This window comes from Xanthomonas campestris pv. phormiicola (assembly GCA_025666215.1).
Taxonomy (GTDB): domain Bacteria; phylum Pseudomonadota; class Gammaproteobacteria; order Xanthomonadales; family Xanthomonadaceae; genus Xanthomonas_A; species Xanthomonas_A campestris_A.
Genome location: CP102593.1, coordinates 79,661 through 100,063 on the forward strand (window position 1 = coordinate 79,661; position 20,403 = coordinate 100,063).

The 20,403-nt window shown below is 69.2% G+C and carries 18 protein-coding genes; 15 read left to right on the plus strand and 3 right to left on the minus strand.

The window, feature by feature from the left end; translation table 11 throughout:
* Positions 1-181: 181 nt before the first annotated feature.
* Positions 182-1,363, plus strand: a complete 1,182-nt coding sequence (locus NRY95_00360; protein UYC16477.1) for a GGDEF domain-containing protein — start codon at positions 182-184, stop codon at positions 1,361-1,363.
* Between the two features lie 269 nt (positions 1,364-1,632).
* Here the strand turns inward: NRY95_00360 and NRY95_00365 are convergent, their stop codons facing one another.
* Positions 1,633-3,297 (minus strand): carboxylesterase/lipase family protein, encoded by a 1,665-nt coding sequence (locus tag NRY95_00365; protein ID UYC16478.1) that lies wholly within the window; start codon positions 3,295-3,297, stop codon positions 1,633-1,635.
* A 177-nt stretch (positions 3,298-3,474) separates the two neighbouring features.
* On the minus strand, positions 3,475-4,485 hold the full coding sequence (locus NRY95_00370; GenBank protein ID UYC18672.1) for an alpha/beta hydrolase: 1,011 nt from the start codon (positions 4,483-4,485) through the stop codon (positions 3,475-3,477).
* A gap of 403 nt (positions 4,486-4,888) precedes the next feature.
* Between NRY95_00370 and NRY95_00375 the strand changes: the two genes are divergently transcribed.
* The 14 genes from NRY95_00375 to NRY95_00440 all read left to right on the plus strand — a co-directional run bounded on the left by NRY95_00375 (position 4,889) and on the right by NRY95_00440 (position 19,335).
* Positions 4,889-5,713, plus strand: a complete 825-nt coding sequence (locus NRY95_00375; GenBank protein ID UYC16479.1) for a 2-keto-4-pentenoate hydratase — start codon at positions 4,889-4,891, stop codon at positions 5,711-5,713.
* Between the two features lie 36 nt (positions 5,714-5,749).
* Positions 5,750-6,742 carry a TRAP transporter substrate-binding protein gene (locus NRY95_00380; GenBank protein ID UYC16480.1) on the plus strand — a complete coding sequence of 331 codons (993 nt, stop codon included), beginning with the start codon at positions 5,750-5,752 and terminating at the stop codon, positions 6,740-6,742.
* Positions 6,743-6,749: 7 nt separating this feature from the next.
* On the plus strand, positions 6,750-7,268 hold the full coding sequence (locus NRY95_00385) for a TRAP transporter small permease subunit (GenBank protein ID UYC16481.1): 519 nt from the start codon (positions 6,750-6,752) through the stop codon (positions 7,266-7,268).
* Between the two features lie 3 nt (positions 7,269-7,271).
* Positions 7,272-8,555: a TRAP transporter large permease gene (locus tag NRY95_00390; GenBank protein ID UYC16482.1), complete on the plus strand. Its 1,284-nt coding sequence runs from the start codon at positions 7,272-7,274 to the stop codon at positions 8,553-8,555.
* A 49-nt stretch (positions 8,556-8,604) separates the two neighbouring features.
* The gene (locus NRY95_00395; GenBank protein ID UYC16483.1) at positions 8,605-10,188 is read left to right on the plus strand and encodes a family 43 glycosylhydrolase; all 1,584 of its coding nucleotides are present in this window, start codon (positions 8,605-8,607) and stop codon (positions 10,186-10,188) included.
* Between the two features lie 47 nt (positions 10,189-10,235).
* The gene (locus NRY95_00400; protein ID UYC16484.1) at positions 10,236-11,294 is read left to right on the plus strand and encodes a LacI family DNA-binding transcriptional regulator; all 1,059 of its coding nucleotides are present in this window, start codon (positions 10,236-10,238) and stop codon (positions 11,292-11,294) included.
* Between the two features lie 374 nt (positions 11,295-11,668).
* On the plus strand, positions 11,669-12,523 hold the full coding sequence (gene kduI / locus NRY95_00405) for a 5-dehydro-4-deoxy-D-glucuronate isomerase (GenBank protein UYC16485.1): 855 nt from the start codon (positions 11,669-11,671) through the stop codon (positions 12,521-12,523).
* Between the two features lie 64 nt (positions 12,524-12,587).
* On the plus strand, positions 12,588-13,343 hold the full coding sequence (gene kduD / locus NRY95_00410) for a 2-dehydro-3-deoxy-D-gluconate 5-dehydrogenase KduD (protein ID UYC16486.1): 756 nt from the start codon (positions 12,588-12,590) through the stop codon (positions 13,341-13,343).
* 187 nt (positions 13,344-13,530) lie between these two features.
* A complete protein-coding gene (locus NRY95_00415; protein ID UYC16487.1) occupies positions 13,531-14,187 on the plus strand; it encodes an RpiB/LacA/LacB family sugar-phosphate isomerase in 657 nt (218 codons plus the stop codon).
* 148 nt (positions 14,188-14,335) lie between these two features.
* Positions 14,336-15,469 carry a GDSL-type esterase/lipase family protein gene (locus NRY95_00420; protein UYC16488.1) on the plus strand — a complete coding sequence of 378 codons (1,134 nt, stop codon included), beginning with the start codon at positions 14,336-14,338 and terminating at the stop codon, positions 15,467-15,469.
* 183 nt (positions 15,470-15,652) lie between these two features.
* The gene (locus tag NRY95_00425) at positions 15,653-16,876 is read left to right on the plus strand and encodes a beta-lactamase family protein (protein UYC16489.1); all 1,224 of its coding nucleotides are present in this window, start codon (positions 15,653-15,655) and stop codon (positions 16,874-16,876) included.
* Between the two features lie 735 nt (positions 16,877-17,611).
* On the plus strand, positions 17,612-18,286 hold the full coding sequence (locus NRY95_00430; GenBank protein ID UYC16490.1) for a CsgG/HfaB family protein: 675 nt from the start codon (positions 17,612-17,614) through the stop codon (positions 18,284-18,286).
* A 21-nt stretch (positions 18,287-18,307) separates the two neighbouring features.
* Positions 18,308-18,664, plus strand: coding sequence for a DUF4810 domain-containing protein (locus NRY95_00435; GenBank protein UYC16491.1), 357 nt, complete (start codon positions 18,308-18,310; stop codon positions 18,662-18,664).
* Between the two features lie 11 nt (positions 18,665-18,675).
* Positions 18,676-19,335: a DUF799 domain-containing protein gene (locus tag NRY95_00440; protein ID UYC16492.1), complete on the plus strand. Its 660-nt coding sequence runs from the start codon at positions 18,676-18,678 to the stop codon at positions 19,333-19,335.
* Between the two features lie 73 nt (positions 19,336-19,408).
* Here NRY95_00440 and phhA read toward each other — a convergent pair whose 3' ends face one another.
* Complete coding sequence (gene phhA / locus NRY95_00445; GenBank protein ID UYC16493.1) at positions 19,409-20,299, minus strand: phenylalanine 4-monooxygenase; 891 nt, start codon at positions 20,297-20,299, stop codon at positions 19,409-19,411.
* Positions 20,300-20,403 lie beyond the last annotated feature (104 nt).

A 20,403-nucleotide genomic window follows, 5' to 3' on the forward strand; every position in this document is an offset into this window, starting at 1 on the left:
TTTCGCTGGCGTGCGCTGCGCATCGCGCGCATGCATGGTGGCGAAAAGTGGACAATCGTGCGCCAGTGATTTCTCATGTACGCAGAAGTCGAAGTCTGCAGCGTTGGCGCTGGGTGTCGTACGGTGAATTTGTGTGATAGCCGCCGCATTCTGTTCCACGCTGCCGCGTCCAGGGGATCGCATGCACCAACGCTACGAAGGACCGCCGGACGCTCCGTCCGGCGAGGACTACGCCAGGCAACTGCATAACGGCTTTGCCGCTCTGCGCTTCGACCCGCCGCTGGAACGGGCGTATCGCCTCTATACCGCATCGACCATGGGCTTCGCGCAACGCGTGGCGGCTTCGCTCGGGGTGCTGATCGCGTTGCTGCTGCTGGCCTGGGATGCGCTGCATTTCGGTTGGTCGGGCAGCACCGGGCTGGTCGGCTATGCGGTGGCGGTGCGCGCGGCCACCTTGCTGGCGCTGCTGTGGGTGGCGGTGTCGATCCATCGCGCGCATGCGCACGGGCCGGGCCGCGCGGCGCTGTTGCTGCTGGTCGGCGGCACCGGACTGGTGCTGTCGAGCATCGGCTATCCGCCGCAGGAACTGCGCTATGCCGCCGCGGTGATGACCCTGGTGATCGTCGCCGGCTTCTTCCCGCTGGGCCTGGCGCTGTGGCAGAGCGTGGCGGTGGCGCTGACGCTGTGCGCGATCAGTGCCGCGGCCGCGCACCTGCTGCTGGACGGTCCCGCGCAGGCCGGTTACCTGCGGCTGCAATGGCTGCTGTGGGCGGCGGTGCCGATCGGCGCGGTCGGCGGCTATCTGCGCGAGCATTCGCGCCGCGAAGGTTTCCTGCAGCGGCGGGTGCGCGACGACGAGGCCTTGCGCGACGCGCTCACCGGGTTGGGCGATCGCCGCCGTTTCGACGAGCACCTGGCGGTGGCGCTGGCCGAGACCCTGCGCCTGCAGCGCGGACTGGCATTGATCCTGGTCGACCTGGATGGCTTCGCCGCCTTCGTGCAGCGCTACGGCCCGCGCGAGGCCGACCGCGCCGTGGTGGACGTGGCCGAGGTCCTGCAATGCCTGCTGCGGCCGATGGACGTGACCATGCGCATCGACGCCGGCCGCTTCGCACTGGTGCTGTACGACGCCAGCGGCGCGCACCTGCGGCAGGTGGCGCCGGCGCTGCGCGACATGGTCGAGCTGCTGGAGATCGCGCACGCCGACATGGCCAACCAACGGCTCAGCGTCAGTGTCGGCGCCTTGCTCGCCACGCCCGCCGACACCGCCGCCACGCTGATGCAACGCGCCGAAGCGCTGCTGCAGCGGGCGCGCATCGGCGGCGGCAACCAGGTGGTGCTGGCCGAGGACACGGGGTGGTGACAGTGCCGGTGTCGGCGCGGGGCGGACGGGCATTGCAATGCCGGCCGTGCGCCAGCCGATGAGCGATCGTTTGGCCGCACACGCATGCGGTGCAGTGCGCCACTCAAGGTTTTTCCTCTCGGTTCCATGAGCGTTGTGGGAGCGACTGAAGTCGCTCCCACAAAATAGTCGCACCATTGCGATCGAGGCTGGGCTGCGGCAGTCGATCCGGACGAAATCGCGACCGCGCGCAAACAAGGCGCCGCCGGCCTGCCGCCGCATCCTCCACCTCAGAACGTCCCGCGCTGCACGAACGGTACCTGCTGGTAGAGGCGACGCTCGCCGCCGCGCGGGTCGTGCGCCAGGCGGCTGTCGGCATCGAACAGCATGGTCTCGCGCCGGGCCAGCGAATACGCTTGCCAGCGCGGCAGTCCGGCGTGGTTGGGATCGCCGTGGCGGGCGAAGGCGAGCAGGGCTTCGCTCATCGCAGCGGCCACGCGCTGCGCGTCGGCACCGTCGCCGGTACGCGAACCGGGCTGGCGAATGTTGTCGAACACCAGCGGGATGTCCAGGGTGTGGAACGCGCCGAACTTGCCGCCGTCCAGCGGCGAGCCCCAATCCAGCTGGTAGGCCCAGGTCGGCGCGCCCTGCCGCGCGCGCGCCTCGGCTTCCTCGATCGCGCCGCGCCACGAGCGCCCGGCGGTGGTCGCGGCGAAGAACACTTCGCTCGGCGTGTAGTGCGGGTACAGCCGCCGGTACTCGGCGATCACCACCTGCGGCAGCAGGTCCACGAATTGCTCCTGCTCCAGCCTGGCCGGCAGCGTGTCCCAGCTCAGCGCGAAGTTGGCCGGGTCGTTGCCGAGGAAGGCGCGGGTCTCGTCGTGGGTGTTGCCGATCACCAGCGGGATGCGCGCCGACTGCGGCGGCGCGTCCGGCCAGAACGGGTGCCGGTGCAGCACCTGCGCATCCAGCACCGGGCCCAGGTACAGGGACGTGTTCTCCACCCGCGACGGATCGCGCGTGCGCGTGGCCTCGAGCAGGCGTTGCAGCGGCAGCGTGCGCAGCGCCGCCAGTTGCGTGGTCTCCAATTGCAGTGTCTGCAGCAGCAATTGCGCGCGCTGGGTGGCCGCGCGCGGCCCGGCGGCGGTGACCTGCTGGCCGCTCATGGTCCAGGCGCGGTGGAACAGCCCTTGCGCGGCCGGCATCGCCATCAGCGTGGCGATCTTGGCGCCGCCGCCGGATTGGCCGAACACGGTCACGTTGCCGGCGTCGCCGCCGAACTCGGCCGCATGCGCGCGCACCCAGTGCAGCGCCCGCACCAGGTCGAGCTGGCCGACATTGCCTGACGCGGCGAACGCGGCGCCGCCCAGCTGCGCCAGGTACAGGTAGCCGAAGGCATTGAGGCGGTGGTTGACGCTGACCACCACCACGTCGCCGCGCCGGCACAGGCGCACGCCGTCGTACAGCGGATCGCTGCCGGAGCCGTTGTTGTAGGCGCCGCCGTGGATGTAGAACAGGATCGGCCGCTTCGCGCCGTCGCGCAGGGCGGGGGTCCACACGTTGAGGAACAGGCAGTCCTCGCTGACCGGGTCGAGCCTGAGCTGCGGTGCGGAGGCGGCGTAGCTGGTGCAGTCGCGCACGCCGCGCCAGGGTGGTTCCGGCAGCGCCGGCTGGAAGCGGCGCGGCGCGGTGTCGGCGCCATAGGGAATGCCCTTGAACACCTGCACGCCTTGCTCGCGATAGCCGCGGATGCGGCCGCTGCGGGTGCGCGCCAGCGGCGCGTCCGGAGCGGCGGCAACGGGCGCGGCGCCGGCGTTGCCGCCAGGCAAGGCGCCGCTCAAGGCCAGTGCGCCGAGCGCGCTGCCGTGCAGGAAGCGGCGCCGGCCGTGGTCGTCGGGTGCGGTGGACGCGGTGGCGGCAAGGTCGGCAGGCGGGATGGCGGCGGGTGGGGTCATGCGTGGCGGAGTCCGTGGGCAAACGCCGCCGGCCATGGGCCCGGGCCGGCAGCGGAAACGGTCGGGTGGATGCGGCGCGGCACGCCCATGCCGGGCGCGGCGCAAGACGGCCCGCTGCAGGCGGCGTTCGGGCGCTGGGTCAAGGCGGCGTGGTGCATGGCAATGCGGCAGCGCCGGCTACGGCTTCGGCGCGGCAGGCGCAATCGGCGCCAGCGCAGCCGGATCGCCCTGCACGCTGCGCATCCATTCCAGCGCCAGCGTCGGCCAGGCCGCCAGCGGCAGGCCGGCGATGCCACGGGTGCCGAAGCCATGGCCGCCGTGGGCGAACAGGTGCAGTTCCGCCGGCACCCCGGCCTGGCGCAGCGCCTGGTAGAACAGCAGGCTGTTCTCCTCCGGCACCACCCGGTCGTCCTGCGCATGCACCAGGAAGGTCGGCGGCATCGCCGGGATCACGCGGTTCTGCAGCGAATAGGCGGTCATCGTGGCGGCATCGGGGTGGCGGCCGAGCAGCCGCAGGCGCGACCCGGTATGCGCCGCGGTGCCGCTGCCCATGTCGATGACCGGATACAGCAGCAGCAGGAAGTCCGGCCGCGCGCTGCGCCGGTCGATCGCATCGCGCGCCGGGTAGACGCGTTCGTCGTAGCGGGTGCCGAGGCTGGCGGCGACATGGCCGCCGGCGGAGAAGCCGATCGCGCCGACCCGGTGCGGGTCCACGCCGTAGTCGGCGGCGCGCGCGCGGATCAGGCGCAGCGCGCGCTGCGCATCGGCCAGCGGCAGATCGCGCTGCGCCGCCGCCTCGGCGCCCGCCGCTTCCGCATCGGGCAGCCGATAGCGCAGCACGAACAGGGTGATGCCGGCCTGTTCGGCGAAGATCGGCAGCAAGGCGGTGCCTTCCTTGTCCAGCACGATGCGCGCGTAGCCGCCGCCGGGCGCGACCAGCAGCGCACTGCCGTTCGGGGTCTTCGGCCGGTACACCACCAGGTAGGGCTGGTAGCGGCCGCTGATCGCGCGGTCGGGCAGGGCCGGGTCGTCGCTGCGCTCGACGATGCGCGCCTGCTCCGGGCCGGCCGTGGAGCCGGGCGCCGGTCCCGGCCACAGCGGCAGCCGCGCGGCCTGCTCGGCGGCGGTCTCGCTGCCGGGATGTTCGGCCGCGATCGCGGGGCCACTGAGGGCCAAGGCCAGCAGCAGGCCCAGCGCATGCCGACGATCGCGCCACGCCAGCACCAGCGCACCGGCCGCTTGCCCCAGGATCGGGCGCGAACCCCGGCCCTGCCGGCCGTTGTCGTCGATGTAGCCGACCGCATCCGCATGCGCCATGCCTGCGCGTCCCGTTGTCGTCGTCTTCCGCATCCGTCGCCCTCCCAGGTCAAGGATGTGCAGCTAATCCGCTCGCATGGCGCCGCGCAAGCGACAGGTCTTGCAGAAGGGATCAGATCGCAGCGCTTCAGCGAATCCCCCCTCCCGAATGCCCAATCCCGGCTTTTTGCCGCACCGCACATTGCCAATGACACCGGTTTACCATATACAACTGCGCAACGCGCTGTCGATGAGCGGCGCAGCAATTCTTCCGATCCCCCACCTTCTTGCGGAGATGCCCTTGAGCACTCATTCCGGCCCGTCGGACACGCCACCGCCTGCGTTGGCCGACATCGCGGCCCGCTTCGTGCAGGCCCGCCAGCAGGGCCGTTCGCTGCCCGATTTCCCCGGGATCATCCCCGACGACCTGGAGACCGCCTACCGCGTGCAGGACCTGGCGATCGCGCAATGGCCGGACCGGGTGGTCGGCTGGAAGGTCGGCTACATCGCCGCCGAGCGCCGCGACCATTCCGGCGACGAGCGCCTGCTCGGCCCGATCTTCGCTCGCAACCTCTGGAATGCCACCGGTGGAACAACGGACATCCCGGTGTTCGCCGGCGGCTTCGGCGCGGTCGAGGCCGAGTACGTGCTGCGGCTGGACGCGGACGTGCCGGCCGACCAGCTGCACTGGACCGCCGAGCAGGCCGCGCAGCTGCCGTCCACGCTGTTCATCGGCGTGGAAGTGGCCAGCAGCCCGCTGGCCACGATCAACCAGCTGGGGCCGCGCGTGGTGATTTCCGACTTCGGCAACAACAACGGCCTGATCCTGGGGCCGCAGGTCGCCGACTGGACCACGCTGGACGAGACCGCGTTGTTGGCGGAAACCTTGATCGAGGGCCAACGCGTCGGCAGCGGCGGTGCCACCCTGTTGCCGGGCGGCCTGCGCACCGCGTTCGCGTTTGCGCTGGCGCGCTCGGCGCGGCGCGGCCGGCCGCTCAGGCGCGGCGAGCTGATCGCCACCGGCAATGCCACCGGCATCCACGACATCGCCATCGGCCAGCACGCGACGATCCGTTTCGACGGCTATGGCGAACTTCATTGCAGGGCGGTCGCGGCCTGAGCCGCGGCACGCCGACGACGCGCGGGAGGGCGCAGCATGATCACTCGTAGAGGTTTCCTGGGAGCGGGATTGGCCGCGGCCGCGGCGGCCCCGCTGGGCACGCTGGCCCAGGCCGGCGGCGGCGGCCGGCTGCTCACCGCCACCGACGTGCACGTGGCCGACTACCCCACCGTGGAGGCGGTGCGCTGGTTCGGGCAGACCCTGGAGCGGCAGACCGGCGGGCGGCTGAAGCTGCGCCAGTACCACTCCGGCCAGCTCGGCCGCGAGGCCGAGGCGATCGACATGGCCCGCTTCGGCGCCATCGACATCACCCGGGTCTATTCCGGCGCGCTCAACAACACCTTCCCGCTGACCCAGGCGCTGTGCCTGCCGTACGTGTTCGACTCGGTGCCGCATCTGCGCCGCGCGATCGACGGCCATGTCGGCGACAGCATCCTGGCCAGTTTCGAGCAGCGCGACCTGGTCGGCCTGGCCATCTACGATTCCGGCGCGCGCTGCTTCTACAACACCAAGCATCCGCTGCAGCGGCCCGAAGACCTGCATGGGTTGAAACTGCGCGTGGCCTCGTCGGACATCTTCCTCAAGCTGATGCGCATGCTCGGCGCCAATCCGACGCCGATGTCGCTGGGCGAGACCTTCTCGGCGATGGAGACGCACATGATCGACGGCGCCGAGAACAACATGCGCAGCTTCCAGTCCAGCCGCCATTTCGAGGCCGCGCGCTACTGGTCGCAGAGCGAACATTCCTACGCGCCGGACGTGCTGGTGATGTCGCGGCACAGCTTCCAGGCGCTGTCGCCCGGCGATCGCGCGCTGGTGGTGGAGACCGCGCGGCAATCGGTGGCGGTGATGCGCAAGCTGTGGGATGCGTCCGAGGCGCAGGCGCGCCAGGAAGTGCTCGACTACGGCGTGGCGGTCAACGAGGTGGACATGCCCGCCTTCCGCAAGGCCGCCGCACCGTTGCTGGCCGAGTACCGGCGGCAGCCGGAGATCGAAGCCCTGTACCGCCGCATCCGCGATTTCGCCTGAGGCCATGATGACCGACCACGCCATTGCCGTCCCGGTGGCGCCGCTGCAGCGGCTGCTGGACCGGATCTCCAACCTCGCCATCGGCATCGCCGCCGCCGCCCTGCTCGGGCTGGTGGTGGTGCAGGGCTGGCAGGTGTTCACCCGCTACGTGCTCAACGATTCGCCGAGCTGGACCGAGCCGGTGACGCTGCTGTTGCTGAGTACGGCGATGAGCATGGCGGCGGCCGCCGGCGTGCACACCAGGCGCCATTTCGGCTTCTTCCTGCTGGCCGAGAAGCTGCATGCGCACGTGCGCCGGGCGATCGACCTGATCCGTCCGCTGATGATCGCCGCCATCGGCGCGGTCATCGCCTGGTGGGGCGGCGTGCTGCTGCTGGACGGGTTGGACATCAAGATCGCCGGCGCCGCGTTGCCGCAGAGCATCAACTACCTGCCGCTGTCGATCGGCGGCGCGCTGATGAGCGTGTTCGCGCTGTACCAGGCGTGGCAGGTGCTGCATCCGGCCACCGCAGAAGGAGTGAACTGAGCCATGGCCATCGCAATCCTGCTCGGGCTGTTCGTGCTGCTGCTGCTGATCGGCGTGCCGGTGGCCTATGCGCTGGGCGCCGCGGCGCTGGCGACGCTGTTGTACCTGGACCTGCCGGCGGTGGTGCTGGTGCAGCAGATCTCCGCCGGCAGCGGCTCGGCGTCGCTGATCGCGATTCCGTTGTTCATCTTCGCCGGCGAACTGATGCTGCGCGGCGGTATCTCCGATCGCCTGATCGCGCTGGCGTCGTCGCTGGTGGGGCGCATGCGCGGCGGCCTGGGCCAGGTCAGCGTGCTGTCCTCGCTGTTCTTCGGCGGCGTGTCCGGCTCGGCCATCGCCGACGTGTCGGCGGTCGGCGGCACCATGATTCCGCAGATGATCAACCGCGGCTACGACCGCGACTACGCGGTCAACGTCAGCATGACTGCGGCGCTGGTCGCGCTGCTGGTGCCGCCCTCGCACAACCTGATCCTGTTCTCGGCCGCGGCCGGCGGCGGGCTGTCGATCGCCGATCTGTTCGCGGCCGGCATCTTCCCGGCGCTGCTGATGACCGCGGCGATGATGATCACCGGCTATGCGGTGGCGCGCCATCGCGGCTACGGCACCGAGCCGTTCCCGGGCTGGCGCGCGGTGGCGCTGCGCCTGATCGGCGCGCTGCCCGGGTTGGGCCTGGTCGCGCTGATCTTCGTCGGCATCCGCGCCGGCATCTTCACCGCGGTGGAGAGCGCGGCGATCGCGGTGGTGTACGCGCTGATCGTCACCGCGCTGCTGTACCGGCAGTTGCGCTGGGCCGAGTTCTTCGCCGCGGTCACGCATGCCGCGCGCACCACCGGCGTGATCCTGTTCGTGATCGCCACCGCGGCAGTGTTCGGCTGGCTGCTGGCCTACCTGCAGGTGCCGGCGGCGGCGGTGTCGCTGCTGCAGTCGATCGCCGACGGCAAGAACACCGTGTTGCTGATGATCGTGGTGATGCTGCTGCTGCTGGGCATGTTCATGGACCTGGCGCCGAAGATCCTGATCTGCACGCCGATCTTCCTGCCGGTGGTGAAGGCCTACGGCATCGACCCGATCCACTTCGGCCTGGTGATGGTGCTGGCCGGCGGCATCGGCCTGATCACCCCGCCGATCGGCTCGGTGCTGTTCATCGGCACCTCGATCGGCCAGATCACCGTGGCCCAGAGCATGCGCACGATCTGGCCGTTCTGGCTGGCGGCGCTGTGCGTGCTGCTGATCGTGGCGTTCTTCCCGGAACTGTCGCTGTGGTTGCCGCGCGCGCTGCGCGCCTGATGCATCGCGCCGCACGCAGCCGCTGCGGCGCCCACCAAGGAGTGCTCGCATGACCTCGCCCACGATCCCGCCCTGCCTGCGCTGGCTGCTGCTGGCCGGCCTGCTCGCCGCCAGTACGCTGGCCGCGGCGGCCGACTGGAAGCGCGGCATCGAGCAGCAGCGCATCGCCGACCAGGGCGACGGCACCTACCTCAATCCGGTGCTGGCCGGCGACCACCCCGATCCGTCGGTACTCAAGGACGGCGACGACTATTACCTCACCCTGTCCTCGTTCGACGCCTATCCGGGCCTGCCGATCTGGCACTCGCGCGACCTGGTCAACTGGCAGCCGCTGGGCCACGCCATCCGCGAGAACGTCGGTGCGATCTGGGCGCCGGACCTGATCAAGCACGGCAGCCGCTACTACATCTATTTCCCGGCGCGGCGCGGCGAGCAGGGCCAGCGCAGCAACTTCGTGGTCTGGGCCGACGACATCAAGGGTCCGTGGAGCGCGCCGATCGACATCGGCCTGGGCAAGTACATCGACCCCGGCCATGCGGTCGGCGAAGACGGCAAGCGCTACCTGTTCCTGAGCGGCGGCGACTACGTGCAGCTGTCCGACGACGGGTTGAAGGTCGTCGGCACGCCCAGGCATGTCTACGACGGCTGGACCTACCCGGAAAGCTGGGACGTGGAGGCCTATGCGCAGGAAGGGCCGAAGATCACCCGCCACAACGGCTGGTACTACATGACCACCGCGGTCGGCGGCACCGCCGGCCCGCCGACCGGGCACATGGTGATCACCGCGCGCTCGCGTTCGATCCATGGGCCGTGGCGCAACGCGCCGAACAACCCGATCACCCGCACCAGAAGCGCGGCCGAGCCGTGGTGGTCGCGCGGCCATGCGACCCTGGTCGAAGGTACCGACGGGCGCTGGTGGATGCTCTATCACGGCTACGAGAACGGCTACTGGACGCTGGGCCGGCAGGCGCTGCTGGACCCGATCGAGTGGACCGCCGACGGCTGGTTCGTGGCCAGGGGCGGCGATCTCGGCACGCCGCTGAAAAAGCCCAGCGGGCAGGCGCTGGCGCACGGGCTGGCGTTGTCGGACGATTTCCGCGGCGGCCGGCTCGGCCCGCAGTGGGCGTTCTTCAATCCGGACCGCGACGAGTCCCAGCGTCTGTCCTTCGGCGACGGCACGCTGAGCGTGCAGGGCAAGGGCCGCGCCCCGCGCGACAGCTCGCCGCTGACCGTGATCGCGCCCGACCCCGCCTACCAGTTCGAGGTGGAGCTGGAGATCGAACCCGGCGCGCAGGGCGGCGCGCTGCTGTTCTACAGCGAGCGCCTGTACGCCGGGGTGGGCAGCAACGGCGAGGCGTTCGTCATGCACCGCTACGGCGAGGAGCGCCCGGCGCAGCTGGCGCCCAGCGCCAAGGGCGGCCGCCTGTGGCTGCGGGTGCGCAACGACCGCCACATCGTCACCGTTCACAGCAGCCGCGACGGCAGCACCTGGACCAAGTACCCGGTGCAGATGGAAGTGTCCGGCTATCACCACAACGTCGCCGGCAAGTTCCTGGCGCTGAAGCCGGCGCTGTATGCGGCCGGAAATGGAAAGGTGCATTTCCGCCAATTCCGCTACCGTGCGCTGGAGTGAACATGACTACCGGTAGAATCCGTCCCCTTCCGTCCGGTTTTCCGTCCATGGCGCCGAGCAAACCCCCTTCCGCCGATGTCCACGCCTCCGTCCACGGCAAGGCCGCGACGATCAACGACATCGCGCGCCTGTCCGGGGTCTCGAAGAAAACGGTGTCGCGGATCATCAACAACTCGCCGCTGGTGCGCAAGGACACGCGCGAGAAGGTCGAGGCGCTGATGCGCGAAGTCGGCTACGCGCCGGATCCGCTGGCGCGCGGGCTGGCGTTCCGGCGCTCGTTCCTGATCGGCATGGTCTACGACAACCCGACCGCGCAGTACATCGTGGACATGCAGTACGGCGCGCTGGACGCGCTGCGCGGCTCCAGCTTCGAGCTGGTGGTGCATCCCTGCGACAGCCGCAGTCCGGGCTACATCGAGGGCGTGCGCCGCTTCGTGCAGCAGCAGAAACTGCATGGCGTGATCCTGGTGCCGCGCGCCTCGGAGGACCAGGCGCTGGCCGACATGCTCGCCGGCATCGGCGTGCGCTATACCCGCATCGCCTCGCTGCCGCTGGACGAGACCTCGCAGATGGTGGTCACCCACGACCGCGACGGCGCTGCCGAAGCCGCCGACTACCTGCTGTCGCTGGGCCACCGCGAGATCGCGCTGATCACCGGTCCCAGCGCCTACCGCTCCGCGCACGAGCGCACCGCCGGCTTCATCGACGCACTGACCCGGCGCGGCATCGAGCTGCCGCCGGAGCGCATCGTCGAGGCCGGCTACACCTTCGAATCCGGCGTGGCCGCGGCCGAGAAGCTGCTGCTCGGCAAGCAGCGCCCGAGCGCGATCTTCACCGGCAACGACGAGATGGCGGCCGGCGTGTACAAGGTCGCGTTGCGCGCCGGCATCAACATCCCGCGCCAGCTGTCGATCATCGGCTACGACGACAGCCCGCTGGCCTCGCGCCTGTGGCCGTCGCTGACCTCGGTACGCCGCCACACCCGCGACACCGGCCGCACTGCCGCGGCGATGCTGATCCAGCCCGAAGGCACCCCGGCGCTGGCGATCGCCAGCGTGCGCCCGCACCTGATCGTGCGCGATTCCTGCCAGCCGCCGGAAGACTAGAGCCCCTCTCCCGTCGGGAGAGGGGTTGGGGTGAGGGTCCGGCGCGAAGCGACTCGCGGAGTTTGGGTGCACGAGGCTGCGCCCGTACCCTCATCCGCCCCTGCGGGGCACCTTCTCCCGACGGGAGAAGGGAACAGCGCTAGCCCCTCTCCCACCGGGAGAGGGGTTGGGGTGAGGGTCCGGCGCGAAGCGCCTCGCGGAGTTGGGTGAACGAGGCTTCGCCCGTACCCTCATCCGCCCCTGCGGGGCACCTTCTCCCGGTGGGAGAAGGAAAGGCCCCGTTTCGTGCACTGCGCAATGACACCGGTTTACCAGAGCCGCTAGAATGCCCCCACGCGGGCTGCCGCTTGCCCCTGCTTGCCCCGGAGATCCCCATGTCCCTGTACTGCAAGACCCACTACGCCACCCATCCCGACGCCATCAAGGGCGCCAGCAACGACCAGCTGCGCGAGCTGTACCTGCTCGATGGCCTGTTCGCCGCCGACGCGGTCACGCTGAAGTACACCCACTACGAGCGCTTCGTGCTCGGCGGTGCCGCACCGGTGAGCAAGCCGGTGGCGCTGCCGCAACAGACCGAACCGGCCTCGGCCGCCGGCCACCCGTTCCTGGAGCGCCGCGAGCTGGGCGTGATCAACGTCGGCGCCGGCAGCGGCACGGTCAGCGTGGACGGCACCGCCTACACGCTGGGACCGAAGGACGGGCTGTACGTGGCGATGGGCAGCAGCGAGGTCAGCTTCGCCTCCGACGATGCGGCCAACCCGGCCCGGTTCTACCTGGCCTCGACCCCGGCGCATGCGCGCTTCCAGACCAAACAGCTGTCGATCAAGGACGCGGTGGCGCTGGACCGCGGCGCGCTGGAGACCAGCAACGAGCGCACCATCTACCAGTACATCGTGCCGGCCACCTGCCAGTCCTCGCAGCTGCTGCTGGGCCTGACCGTGCTCAAGCCGGGCAGCGTCTGGAACACCATGCCGCCGCACCTGCACGACCGCCGCAGCGAGGTCTATTTCTACTTCGACCTGGGCGCCAACGACCGCGTCTACCACTTCATGGGCGAGCCCGACGCGCAGCGCCACATCGTGATCCGCAACGACGAGGCGGTGGTGTCGCCGCCGTGGTCGATCCACATGGGCGCCGGCACCAGCAACTACGCCTTCATCTGGGCGATGGGCGGCGAGAACCTGGACTACACCGACATGCACGTGCTGGACATCTGCCAGCTCAAGTAAGCCGCCGCGCGCGCCATGCGCGCCGCCCCCCACCGTATCCGCAGCATCCTAGGGAGCACCCGCAATGACGAACCCGTTCAGTCTCGAAGGCAAGGTCGCACTGGTCACCGGCGCCAACACCGGCCTGGGCCAGGGCATCGCGCTGGCGCTGGCGCAGGCCGGCGCCGACATCGCCGCCGCCGGCATCCAGGCGCCCACCGAGACCGAGGAAAAGGTCAAGGCGCTGGGCCGCCGCTTCGTCGCCATCGAGGCCAACCTGATCAGCATCGAGCCGGTGCCGCGCGTGCTCGACGAGACCCTGGCCGGGCTCGGCCGCCTCGACATCCTGGTCAACAACGCCGGCCTGATCCGCCGCGCCGACGCGGTGGATTTCAGCGAGCAGGACTGGGACGACGTGATGAACGTGAACATCAAGTCCGCGTTCTTCATGTCGCAGGCCGCCGGCCGCCACTTCATCGCCCAGGGCAGCGGCAAGATCATCAACATCGCCTCGATGCTGTCGTTCCAGGGCGGCATCCGCGTGCCCTCGTACACCGCCAGCAAGTCCGGCATCGCCGGCATCACCCGCCTGCTGGCCAACGAGTGGGGCGCCAAGGGCCTGAACATCAACGCCATCGCGCCCGGCTACATGGCCACCGACAATACGGCGCAGCTGCGTGCCGACGCCGCGCGCAACCAGTCGATCCTGGAACGCATCCCGGCCGGGCGCTGGGGCGTGCCGGAAGACCTGGGCGGCACCGCGGTGTTCCTGGCCAGCAGCGCCTCGGACTACGTCAACGGCACCATCATCCCGGTCGACGGCGGCTGGCTGGCGCGCTGAGCCAAGCACGCAGCGTGCGCTGTTCCCTTCTCCCCCCTGGGACCATGGCCCCTTTTTGGGGGGAAGGTGCCCGCAGGGCGGATGAGGGTCGGCCCGCACGCACACCAACCAGAGGCAAATGAAGGTCGGCACCGCACGCACCGCAACGATCACGCGCAACACTCTTCCCCCGCAATCGGAGACACCCATGAAAATCGCACTGATGAACGAGTTCAGCCAGGCCGGCAAGAACCCGGTGATCCTGCAGCAGCTCACCGACGTGGCCGGCGAACAGGGCCACAGCGTGTTCAACGTCGGCATGGACGGCGACAACGACCATCGCCTGACCTACATCCACCTGGGCATCGTCGCCAGCCTGCTGCTCAATTCGAAGGCGGTGGATTTCGTCGTCGCCGGCTGCGGCACCGGCCAGGGCGCGATGATGTCGCTCAACGCCTACCCGGGCGTGTTCTGCGGCTACTGCATCGAGCCGACCGACGCCTACCTGTTCGCCCAGGTCAACAACGGCAATGCGCTGGCGCTGGCCTTCGCCAAGGGCTACGGCTGGGGCGCGGAGATCAACGTGCGCTACATCTTCGAGAAGGCCTTCAGCGGCGAGCGCGGCATGGGCTATCCGGCCGAGCGCCGCGAATCGCAGCAGGCCAACGCCGGCATCCTGGCGCAGGTCAAGCAGGCCACCGCCAAGTCCTACCTGGACGGCCTGCGCGCGCTGGATCCGGAACTGGTCAAGCAGGCGGTCGGCGGCGAGCGCTTCCAGCAGTGCTTCTTCGACAACGCGCAGGATGCGCAGATCCGCGCCTTCGTCGCCGGCGTGCTGGGCAAGCCGGAAGCCGCGGCGGCCTGACCGCATCGAGCCCCTCTCCCGCGGGAGAGGGGTTGGGGTGAGGGCCGAACGGTTCGACCAACCCGCACCGCGCTTTCCTGTCGCCTCGCCACGCTCGCCGTGACAGCGGTGGCGGCGCAAGCGCGGACACCGCGCACCGGAGCCCAGCATGCGCCTGCTCTTGTCCGTCTTGCTGTTGCTCTGCGCAGGTAGCGCCTGCGCAGCGCCGCAGCGCGTGTTCATCGCCGGCGATTCCACTGCGGCCGACTACGGCCCCGAGCGCGCGCCGCAGGCCGGCTGGGGCCAGGCCCTGCAGAGCTACCTGGATCCGGCCGCCTGGCAGGTGCGCAACCATGCCAAGGGCGGGCGCAGCGCGCGCAGCTTCATCGCCGAAGGCCGCCTCGACGCGATCGCCAGGGACCTGCGTCGCGGCGACGTGCTGCTGATCCAGTTCGGGCACAACGACGCCAAGGTCGAAGACCCCAGCCGCTACGACGATCCGCAGCAGGCCTATCCGCAGTTCCTGGCGCGCTACGTGGCGCTGGCCCGCGACAAGGGCGCCACGCCGATCCTGCTCACCCCCGCCGCGCGCCTGCTGTACGACTTCGGTTCCCTGCTCGACACCCACGGGCTGTACACCCAGGCAGTGCTGCGCCTGGCCGCCGAACAGCAGGTGCCGCTGATCGATCTCAACGCCAGCAGCAGCGCCTGGATCCGCGCGCTGGGCGAACAGGCGGCCAGGCCGTACTTCCTGTTCGTGCCGGAACAGGGCAAGGCCGACGGCACCCATTTCAGCCACGCCGGCGCCACCGCAGTGGCGTGCCTGGTGGTGCGCGACTGGGCGGCACTGCAGCCGACACTGCGGGCGCAGCTGCGCCGCGATATCGACTGCGGCATGCCGGCTGGCACAACGGGCGCGCCGCGTCCATCGACCGCGCCATCGATGTCGGCGCCGTCGCTGGTGGCACAGGAACGCGACCTGGCGCGTACGCAACCCGGCCCACACGGCGGCGCGGGCGAGACCACCGCGTATCCGCTCTTCGCCGACGCGCCCGGCCTGGCCTTCGTGCTGCGCAAGCGCGTGCTGGACAAGGGCGCCGGCATCGGCCTGCACCTGCACGACAAGGACGAGATCTACTACATCGTCAGCGGCCGCGGCCTGTACGCGCTGGACGGCAGGCAGTACGCCGTGGGTCCCGGCCATGCGCTGCTGACCCGGCCCGGCAGCACGCATGCGCTGCAGCAGACCGGCGAGGAGCCGCTGGTGCTGCTGTTGGCCTATCCGACCGACGCGCCGCACTGACAGCAGCACCGCGAGGCCGCGCGTGGCGCTCGGCCGGTGCCGCGGCGCGTTCGTCGCGCGATTGGCGCGTTCCGTCGCCGCCGGGTCCGTTCCGTCGCGGCACGGTGCTGCGGCGACGGTGCAGGCATTACCATCCGCCGCGGACAGCGTGCCGACGTGGCGAGGAACGCGGACATGCATGGGATGCAAACGAAATGCGCTGCGGCGATCGCGACCGTGGCGGCAATCCTGCTGTGGGTGCCGGCAATGGCCACGACAGCGGAGAAGACATCGGACACGGCGCCGATGCCGATGAGCGCTGCCGAACTGGATCGCACGATCGAGCAGCGGATGCGCGAGGGCGGCCTGGTCGGCGTCGGCGCGGCGATCATCGTCGACAAGCGCCTGGTGTGGATGCAAGGCTACGGCTACGCCGACCGCGAACGCGCGATCGCGTTCACGCCCGACACGGTCATGAACATCGGCTCGATCAGCAAGACCGTCAGCGGCGTGGCGCTTATGCGTGCGGTGCAGGACGGCAAGTTGTCGCTGGATGCGGACATCGACAGCTATCTGCCGTTCGTGGTGCGCAATCCGTCCTTTCCGGACGTGCCGATCACGCTCAGGCAACTGGCCACACACACGTCGTCGATCACGGACCGCTGGTCGGTGTACGCGCAGACCTATCACTACGGCGGCGATTCGCCGCAACCGCTGGCGAGTTTCCTGGCGGACTATTTCGGCGCCGGCGGCAAATACCAGGCAGCGGAAAACTTCCTGCCGAACAAGCCGGGCACCCATCGCGACTATTCCAACATCGCTGCGGCGCTGGCCGGCTATATCGTCGAGCGTGCGGTCGGCGAGCGGCTCGACGCCTACACCCAGCGCCAGATCTTCGCACCGCTGCGCATGCGCAGCACCGCGTGGTTCCTGTCGCAGGTACCGCCGCAGCGCCACGCGCAGCTGTACGTCGCGCAGAACGGGCTGTCGATCCCGATCCCGCTGTACGGCGGCACCACCTATCCCGACGGCGGCGTGCGCACCTCGGTGGCGGATCTGTCACGGTTCTTCCTGGCCCTGCTCAACGACGGCGCCTACGACGGTGGGCGGATCCTGCAACGGCGTTCGGTCGAGGAAATGCTGCGTTTCCAGTACAGCCCGGCGAACAAGCCGGACAACGTGGAACTGGACAAGAAGAACTCCGGCATCTTCTGGGCGACGAAATTCGACGCGACCCGGATCGGCCACGGCGGCTCCGATCCCGGGGTGAAGACCGAGATGTTGAGCGATCTGGACAAGGAACTCGGCGTGATCTTCTTCACCAACACCTCGCTGGACGAGCACCAGTTCAGGGACTACGAAGGCATTCTCGACGCGCTGTGGCAGCGCGCACGCACGCTGAAGCAGCAGGGCGCCGCGCGCCGCTAGCGCGTGATCGCCGCGGCAGCGCCGCCCCCGGGCGAGCGCGGGGACGCACCGGCGTGGCGAACGCATGCGCGCAAACGCGCCTTCACGGCTCCAACCCCCGCGGCTGCCGCGCTGGTCCACCCGATCCTGGGGCGATCGGGGCAGCGCCACGTGTTGTTGCCGATTCAATGCCGGGACATATCCATGCGGAACCGCCCATGGGGCCAGCGACTGCACGCCGCCGTCGCGGACCCGGCGTGCGCATGCGCTCCGGCCGCTCCGGTGACCGGGAGCGGCGTGGCCTGTTGCCCCGAAACGGGGAAGCGAAGTGCCGACGTGGCCATGGCGTGTCAGGACGATCGTGCCGCCGCGCTCAAGTTCGGCCATGCGCAGCCGATAACGCTACCTGCAACGCAGACTCGCCGCCGATGGCGGGTGTGCATGGATTGGTTTTTTCTATTTCAGGACTGTCATGGAACGACATCGCTTGCCGTTGCGGCCCTTCGCGGATATCGCTGCGCCCCGCTTCGCGGCACCCCCGAACGCCTTGCGCCGGATGCTTGTCTTGAGCGCGCTGGCGCGCGTCCGTCTCCAGCCATGCAGACGCGCCTGTCCAGGCTTGGCGTCCACGCGCAGCCGATACCTTTGCCCGTCTGGGCAGGTGGCGGTTCTTCCGCGAGATGCGCTCGCGCGCCGTGCGACGGCGCGGATCCAAAAAACGCTCCATCCATCGATCCATTCAACAAGGGGAACACCATGAAGCGTGCTGTTTTGAGAGGGTGCGTGTCATTGGCACTCGTGGCCGGGCTGGCCGGTTGCGCGACCGAGAGCTATCGCAGCGTCAAGCCGCAGAGCGTGGCCACGGCGGGCGTCGCCTATGCCGGTGCGCGTGCGCCGATCGCGGTTGGCAAGTTCGACAATCGTTCGTCTTTCATGCGCGGCCTTTTTTCCGATGGGGCGGACCGCCTGGGCAGCCAGGCCAAGACCATCCTGATCACCCATTTGCAGCAGACCAATCGCTTTCGCGTGCTCGACCGCGACAACATGGGCGAGATCAGGCAGGAAGCGCAGATCAAGCAGCAGGCGCAGCAGCTGAAAGGCGCGGACTACGTGGTGACCGGCGATGTCACCGAATTCGGCCGCAAGGAAGTCGGCGACACGCAGCTGTTTGGCATCCTGGGGCGAGGCAAGCAGCAAGTGGCTTATGCCAAGGTCAGCTTGAACGTGGTGGACAGCGCGACGTCGGAGGTGGTGTATTCGGTCCAGGGCGGCGGCGAGTACTCCCTGTCCAACCGCGAAATCGTCGGCTTCGGCGGCACCTCGAGCTACGACTCCACGCTCAACGGCAAGGTGCTGGACCTGGCTATCCGCGAGGCCGTCGACAACCTCACCGCGGCGATCGACTCCGGTGCCTGGAAGCCGGCCAAATAATTCAATCCATCACGGAAGAACATGAAAACCATTCGATCACATGTGTTTCGCTGGGCGGTCGCGTGCGCGCTGCCGATCCTGGTTGGTTGCGCCCATCAGCCGGCTTCGCTGTACCAGTGGGGAAGCTATCAGGAGCAGGTCTACAGCCATTTCAAGGGTGGCAGTCCCGAACAACAGATCCAGGCGCTGGAGAAGGACCTGCAACTGAGCCAGGCAGCCAACCGCACGGCGCCTCCGGGGCTGCACGCGCACCTGGGCATGCTGTACGCCGAAACCGGAAACGACGGCAAGGCGCAAGAGCAGCTGCTGGCCGAGAAGGCGCAGTACCCGGAGTCGGCCACCTACATCGACCTGTTGTTGAAGAAGAGCCAGAAATGAGGGAGACCGCCATGAAACGATTTGCGAGATTCGCTCTGGTGGCAGGCATCGCCCTGCTGATGAGCGCCTGCGCGACGCAACCGGCGTCCCGCGACTACACCGCGTACAAAGCCAGCAAACCGCGTTCGATCCTGGTGCTGCCGCCGATCAGCCGGTCGCCGGACGTCAACGCCAGCCTGAGCGTGCTGTCGGTGACGACGCTGCCGCTGGCCGAAGCGGGCTACTACGTGATGCCGGTGGCGCCGGTGTACGAGACGTTCAAGCAGAACGGCGTGACCATCGCCGACGAGGCGCAGGCGATCGCGCCGGAAAAGCTGCGCGAGATCTTCGGCGCGGACGCGGCGCTGTACATCACGGTGGACAAGTACGGTTCGGTGTACCAGGTGATCAACAGCGTCGTGGTGGTGTCGGCCAATGCCAAGCTGGTGGATCTACGCACCGGCGCCACGCTGTGGCAAGGCCAGGCGCAGGCATCCAGCGCGGAGAACCAGAACAATGGCGGCGGTGGCCTGCTCGGCATGCTGGTCAGCGCGGCGATCAACCAGGTGGTCAATCAGGTGACCGACAAGGGCCACCAGATCGGACAGGTAACCAGCGTGCGCCTGCTGTCGGCCGGTCACCCGGGCGGTCTTCTGTACGGTCCGTACAATCCCAAGTACGGCACGGACTGACCCCCAAGCGCGCTGCTGCGACCTGCGGCAGCGCGCTCCCAATGGCACAGGCACCGAGCCGAGACGCAAGGTCTCATACGTCGCCGTCGCGGCTCCAGCCCTCGCCGCTGCCGCGCTGGTAGACGCGGTCCTGCGCCTGCACGTCGCCGGCGGCGATGTGCGCCTGGTCGCTCAGCTGCGCATACAGCGGGGTGAAGTCCGGCGCTGTCGCCTGCATGAGCTGTTCGAAGCTGTCGATGACGAAGTAGGTCTTCTGGTAGCTGTCGATGCGGTAGCGGGTGCGCATGATCCGCGCCAGGTCGAAGCCGATGCGGTTGGGTGCGGCCGATTCCAGTGCGTACAGCGATTCGCCCTTGGACGAGACGATGCCGGCGCCGAAGATGCGCAGGCCGTCGGCGCTGGCGATCAGTCCGAATTCCACTGTGTACCAGTACAGGCGGGTAAGGTTCTGCAGCGCGTCCGGACCGATGCCGTGCGCCTTCACCCCGCCGCGGCCGTAGGCCTGCATGTAGTCGGCGAACAGCGGGTTCATCAGCAGCGGCACATGGCCGAACAGGTCGTGGAACAGGTCCGGCTCGGCGATGTAGTCGATCTGGTCCGGGCGGCGGATCCACCAGGTCACCGGGAAGCGGCGGTTGGCCAGGTGATCGAAGAACTCCAGTTCCGGCAGCAGGCCTTCGACCCCGACCAGGGTCCAGCCGGTGGTGGCGCCCAGCACCTCGTTGAGTTGGTCGAAGCGCGGGATCGCCTGCGGACTCATGCCCATCACGTCCTGCGCCTGCAGGAATTCGTCGCAGGCGCGGCCGACCAGCAGTTCGCGCTGGCGCAGGTACAGCGTGCCCCAGGTGGCGTGGTCGTCGGCGCTGTAGCTGTCCCAGGGCTGCGCGACCACGGCGGTGGCGTAGACCGGCACATAGCCCTTGTCGGTCTGCTGGTGTTCGACGCGGCGCGGTGCGGTGTCCATGGGCGGCGGCTCCGGAGGGGGGATACCGACGATGGTAGGCGCCAGGCCGCGCAATGAGCTTGCGAAGTTGCGCCATTCCCGCCGCTGCGCGCAAGATTGTTGCA

Bases quoted from the DNA above. Each gene is read 5' to 3' on its own strand.
- phhA (UYC16493.1), bottom strand. From the start codon at position 20,299: ATGGACACCGCACCGCGCCGCGTCGAACACCAGCAGACCGACAAGGGC.
- kduI (UYC16485.1), top strand. From the start codon at position 11,669: ATGTCCCTGTACTGCAAGACCCACTACGCCACCCATCCCGACGCCATC.
- NRY95_00385 (UYC16481.1), top strand. From the start codon at position 6,750: ATGACCGACCACGCCATTGCCGTCCCGGTGGCGCCGCTGCAGCGGCTG.
- NRY95_00415 (UYC16487.1), top strand. From the start codon at position 13,531: ATGAAAATCGCACTGATGAACGAGTTCAGCCAGGCCGGCAAGAACCCG.
- NRY95_00375 (UYC16479.1), top strand. From the start codon at position 4,889: ATGCCCTTGAGCACTCATTCCGGCCCGTCGGACACGCCACCGCCTGCG.
- NRY95_00420 (UYC16488.1), top strand. From the start codon at position 14,336: ATGCGCCTGCTCTTGTCCGTCTTGCTGTTGCTCTGCGCAGGTAGCGCC.
- NRY95_00430 (UYC16490.1), top strand. From the start codon at position 17,612: ATGAAGCGTGCTGTTTTGAGAGGGTGCGTGTCATTGGCACTCGTGGCC.
- NRY95_00395 (UYC16483.1), top strand. From the start codon at position 8,605: ATGACCTCGCCCACGATCCCGCCCTGCCTGCGCTGGCTGCTGCTGGCC.
- NRY95_00440 (UYC16492.1), top strand. From the start codon at position 18,676: ATGAAACGATTTGCGAGATTCGCTCTGGTGGCAGGCATCGCCCTGCTG.
- NRY95_00360 (UYC16477.1), top strand. From the start codon at position 182: ATGCACCAACGCTACGAAGGACCGCCGGACGCTCCGTCCGGCGAGGAC.
- NRY95_00400 (UYC16484.1), top strand. From the start codon at position 10,236: ATGGCGCCGAGCAAACCCCCTTCCGCCGATGTCCACGCCTCCGTCCAC.
- NRY95_00425 (UYC16489.1), top strand. From the start codon at position 15,653: ATGCAAACGAAATGCGCTGCGGCGATCGCGACCGTGGCGGCAATCCTG.
- kduD (UYC16486.1), top strand. From the start codon at position 12,588: ATGACGAACCCGTTCAGTCTCGAAGGCAAGGTCGCACTGGTCACCGGC.
- NRY95_00365 (UYC16478.1), bottom strand. From the start codon at position 3,297: ATGACCCCACCCGCCGCCATCCCGCCTGCCGACCTTGCCGCCACCGCG.
- NRY95_00435 (UYC16491.1), top strand. From the start codon at position 18,308: ATGAAAACCATTCGATCACATGTGTTTCGCTGGGCGGTCGCGTGCGCG.
- NRY95_00380 (UYC16480.1), top strand. From the start codon at position 5,750: ATGATCACTCGTAGAGGTTTCCTGGGAGCGGGATTGGCCGCGGCCGCG.
- NRY95_00390 (UYC16482.1), top strand. From the start codon at position 7,272: ATGGCCATCGCAATCCTGCTCGGGCTGTTCGTGCTGCTGCTGCTGATC.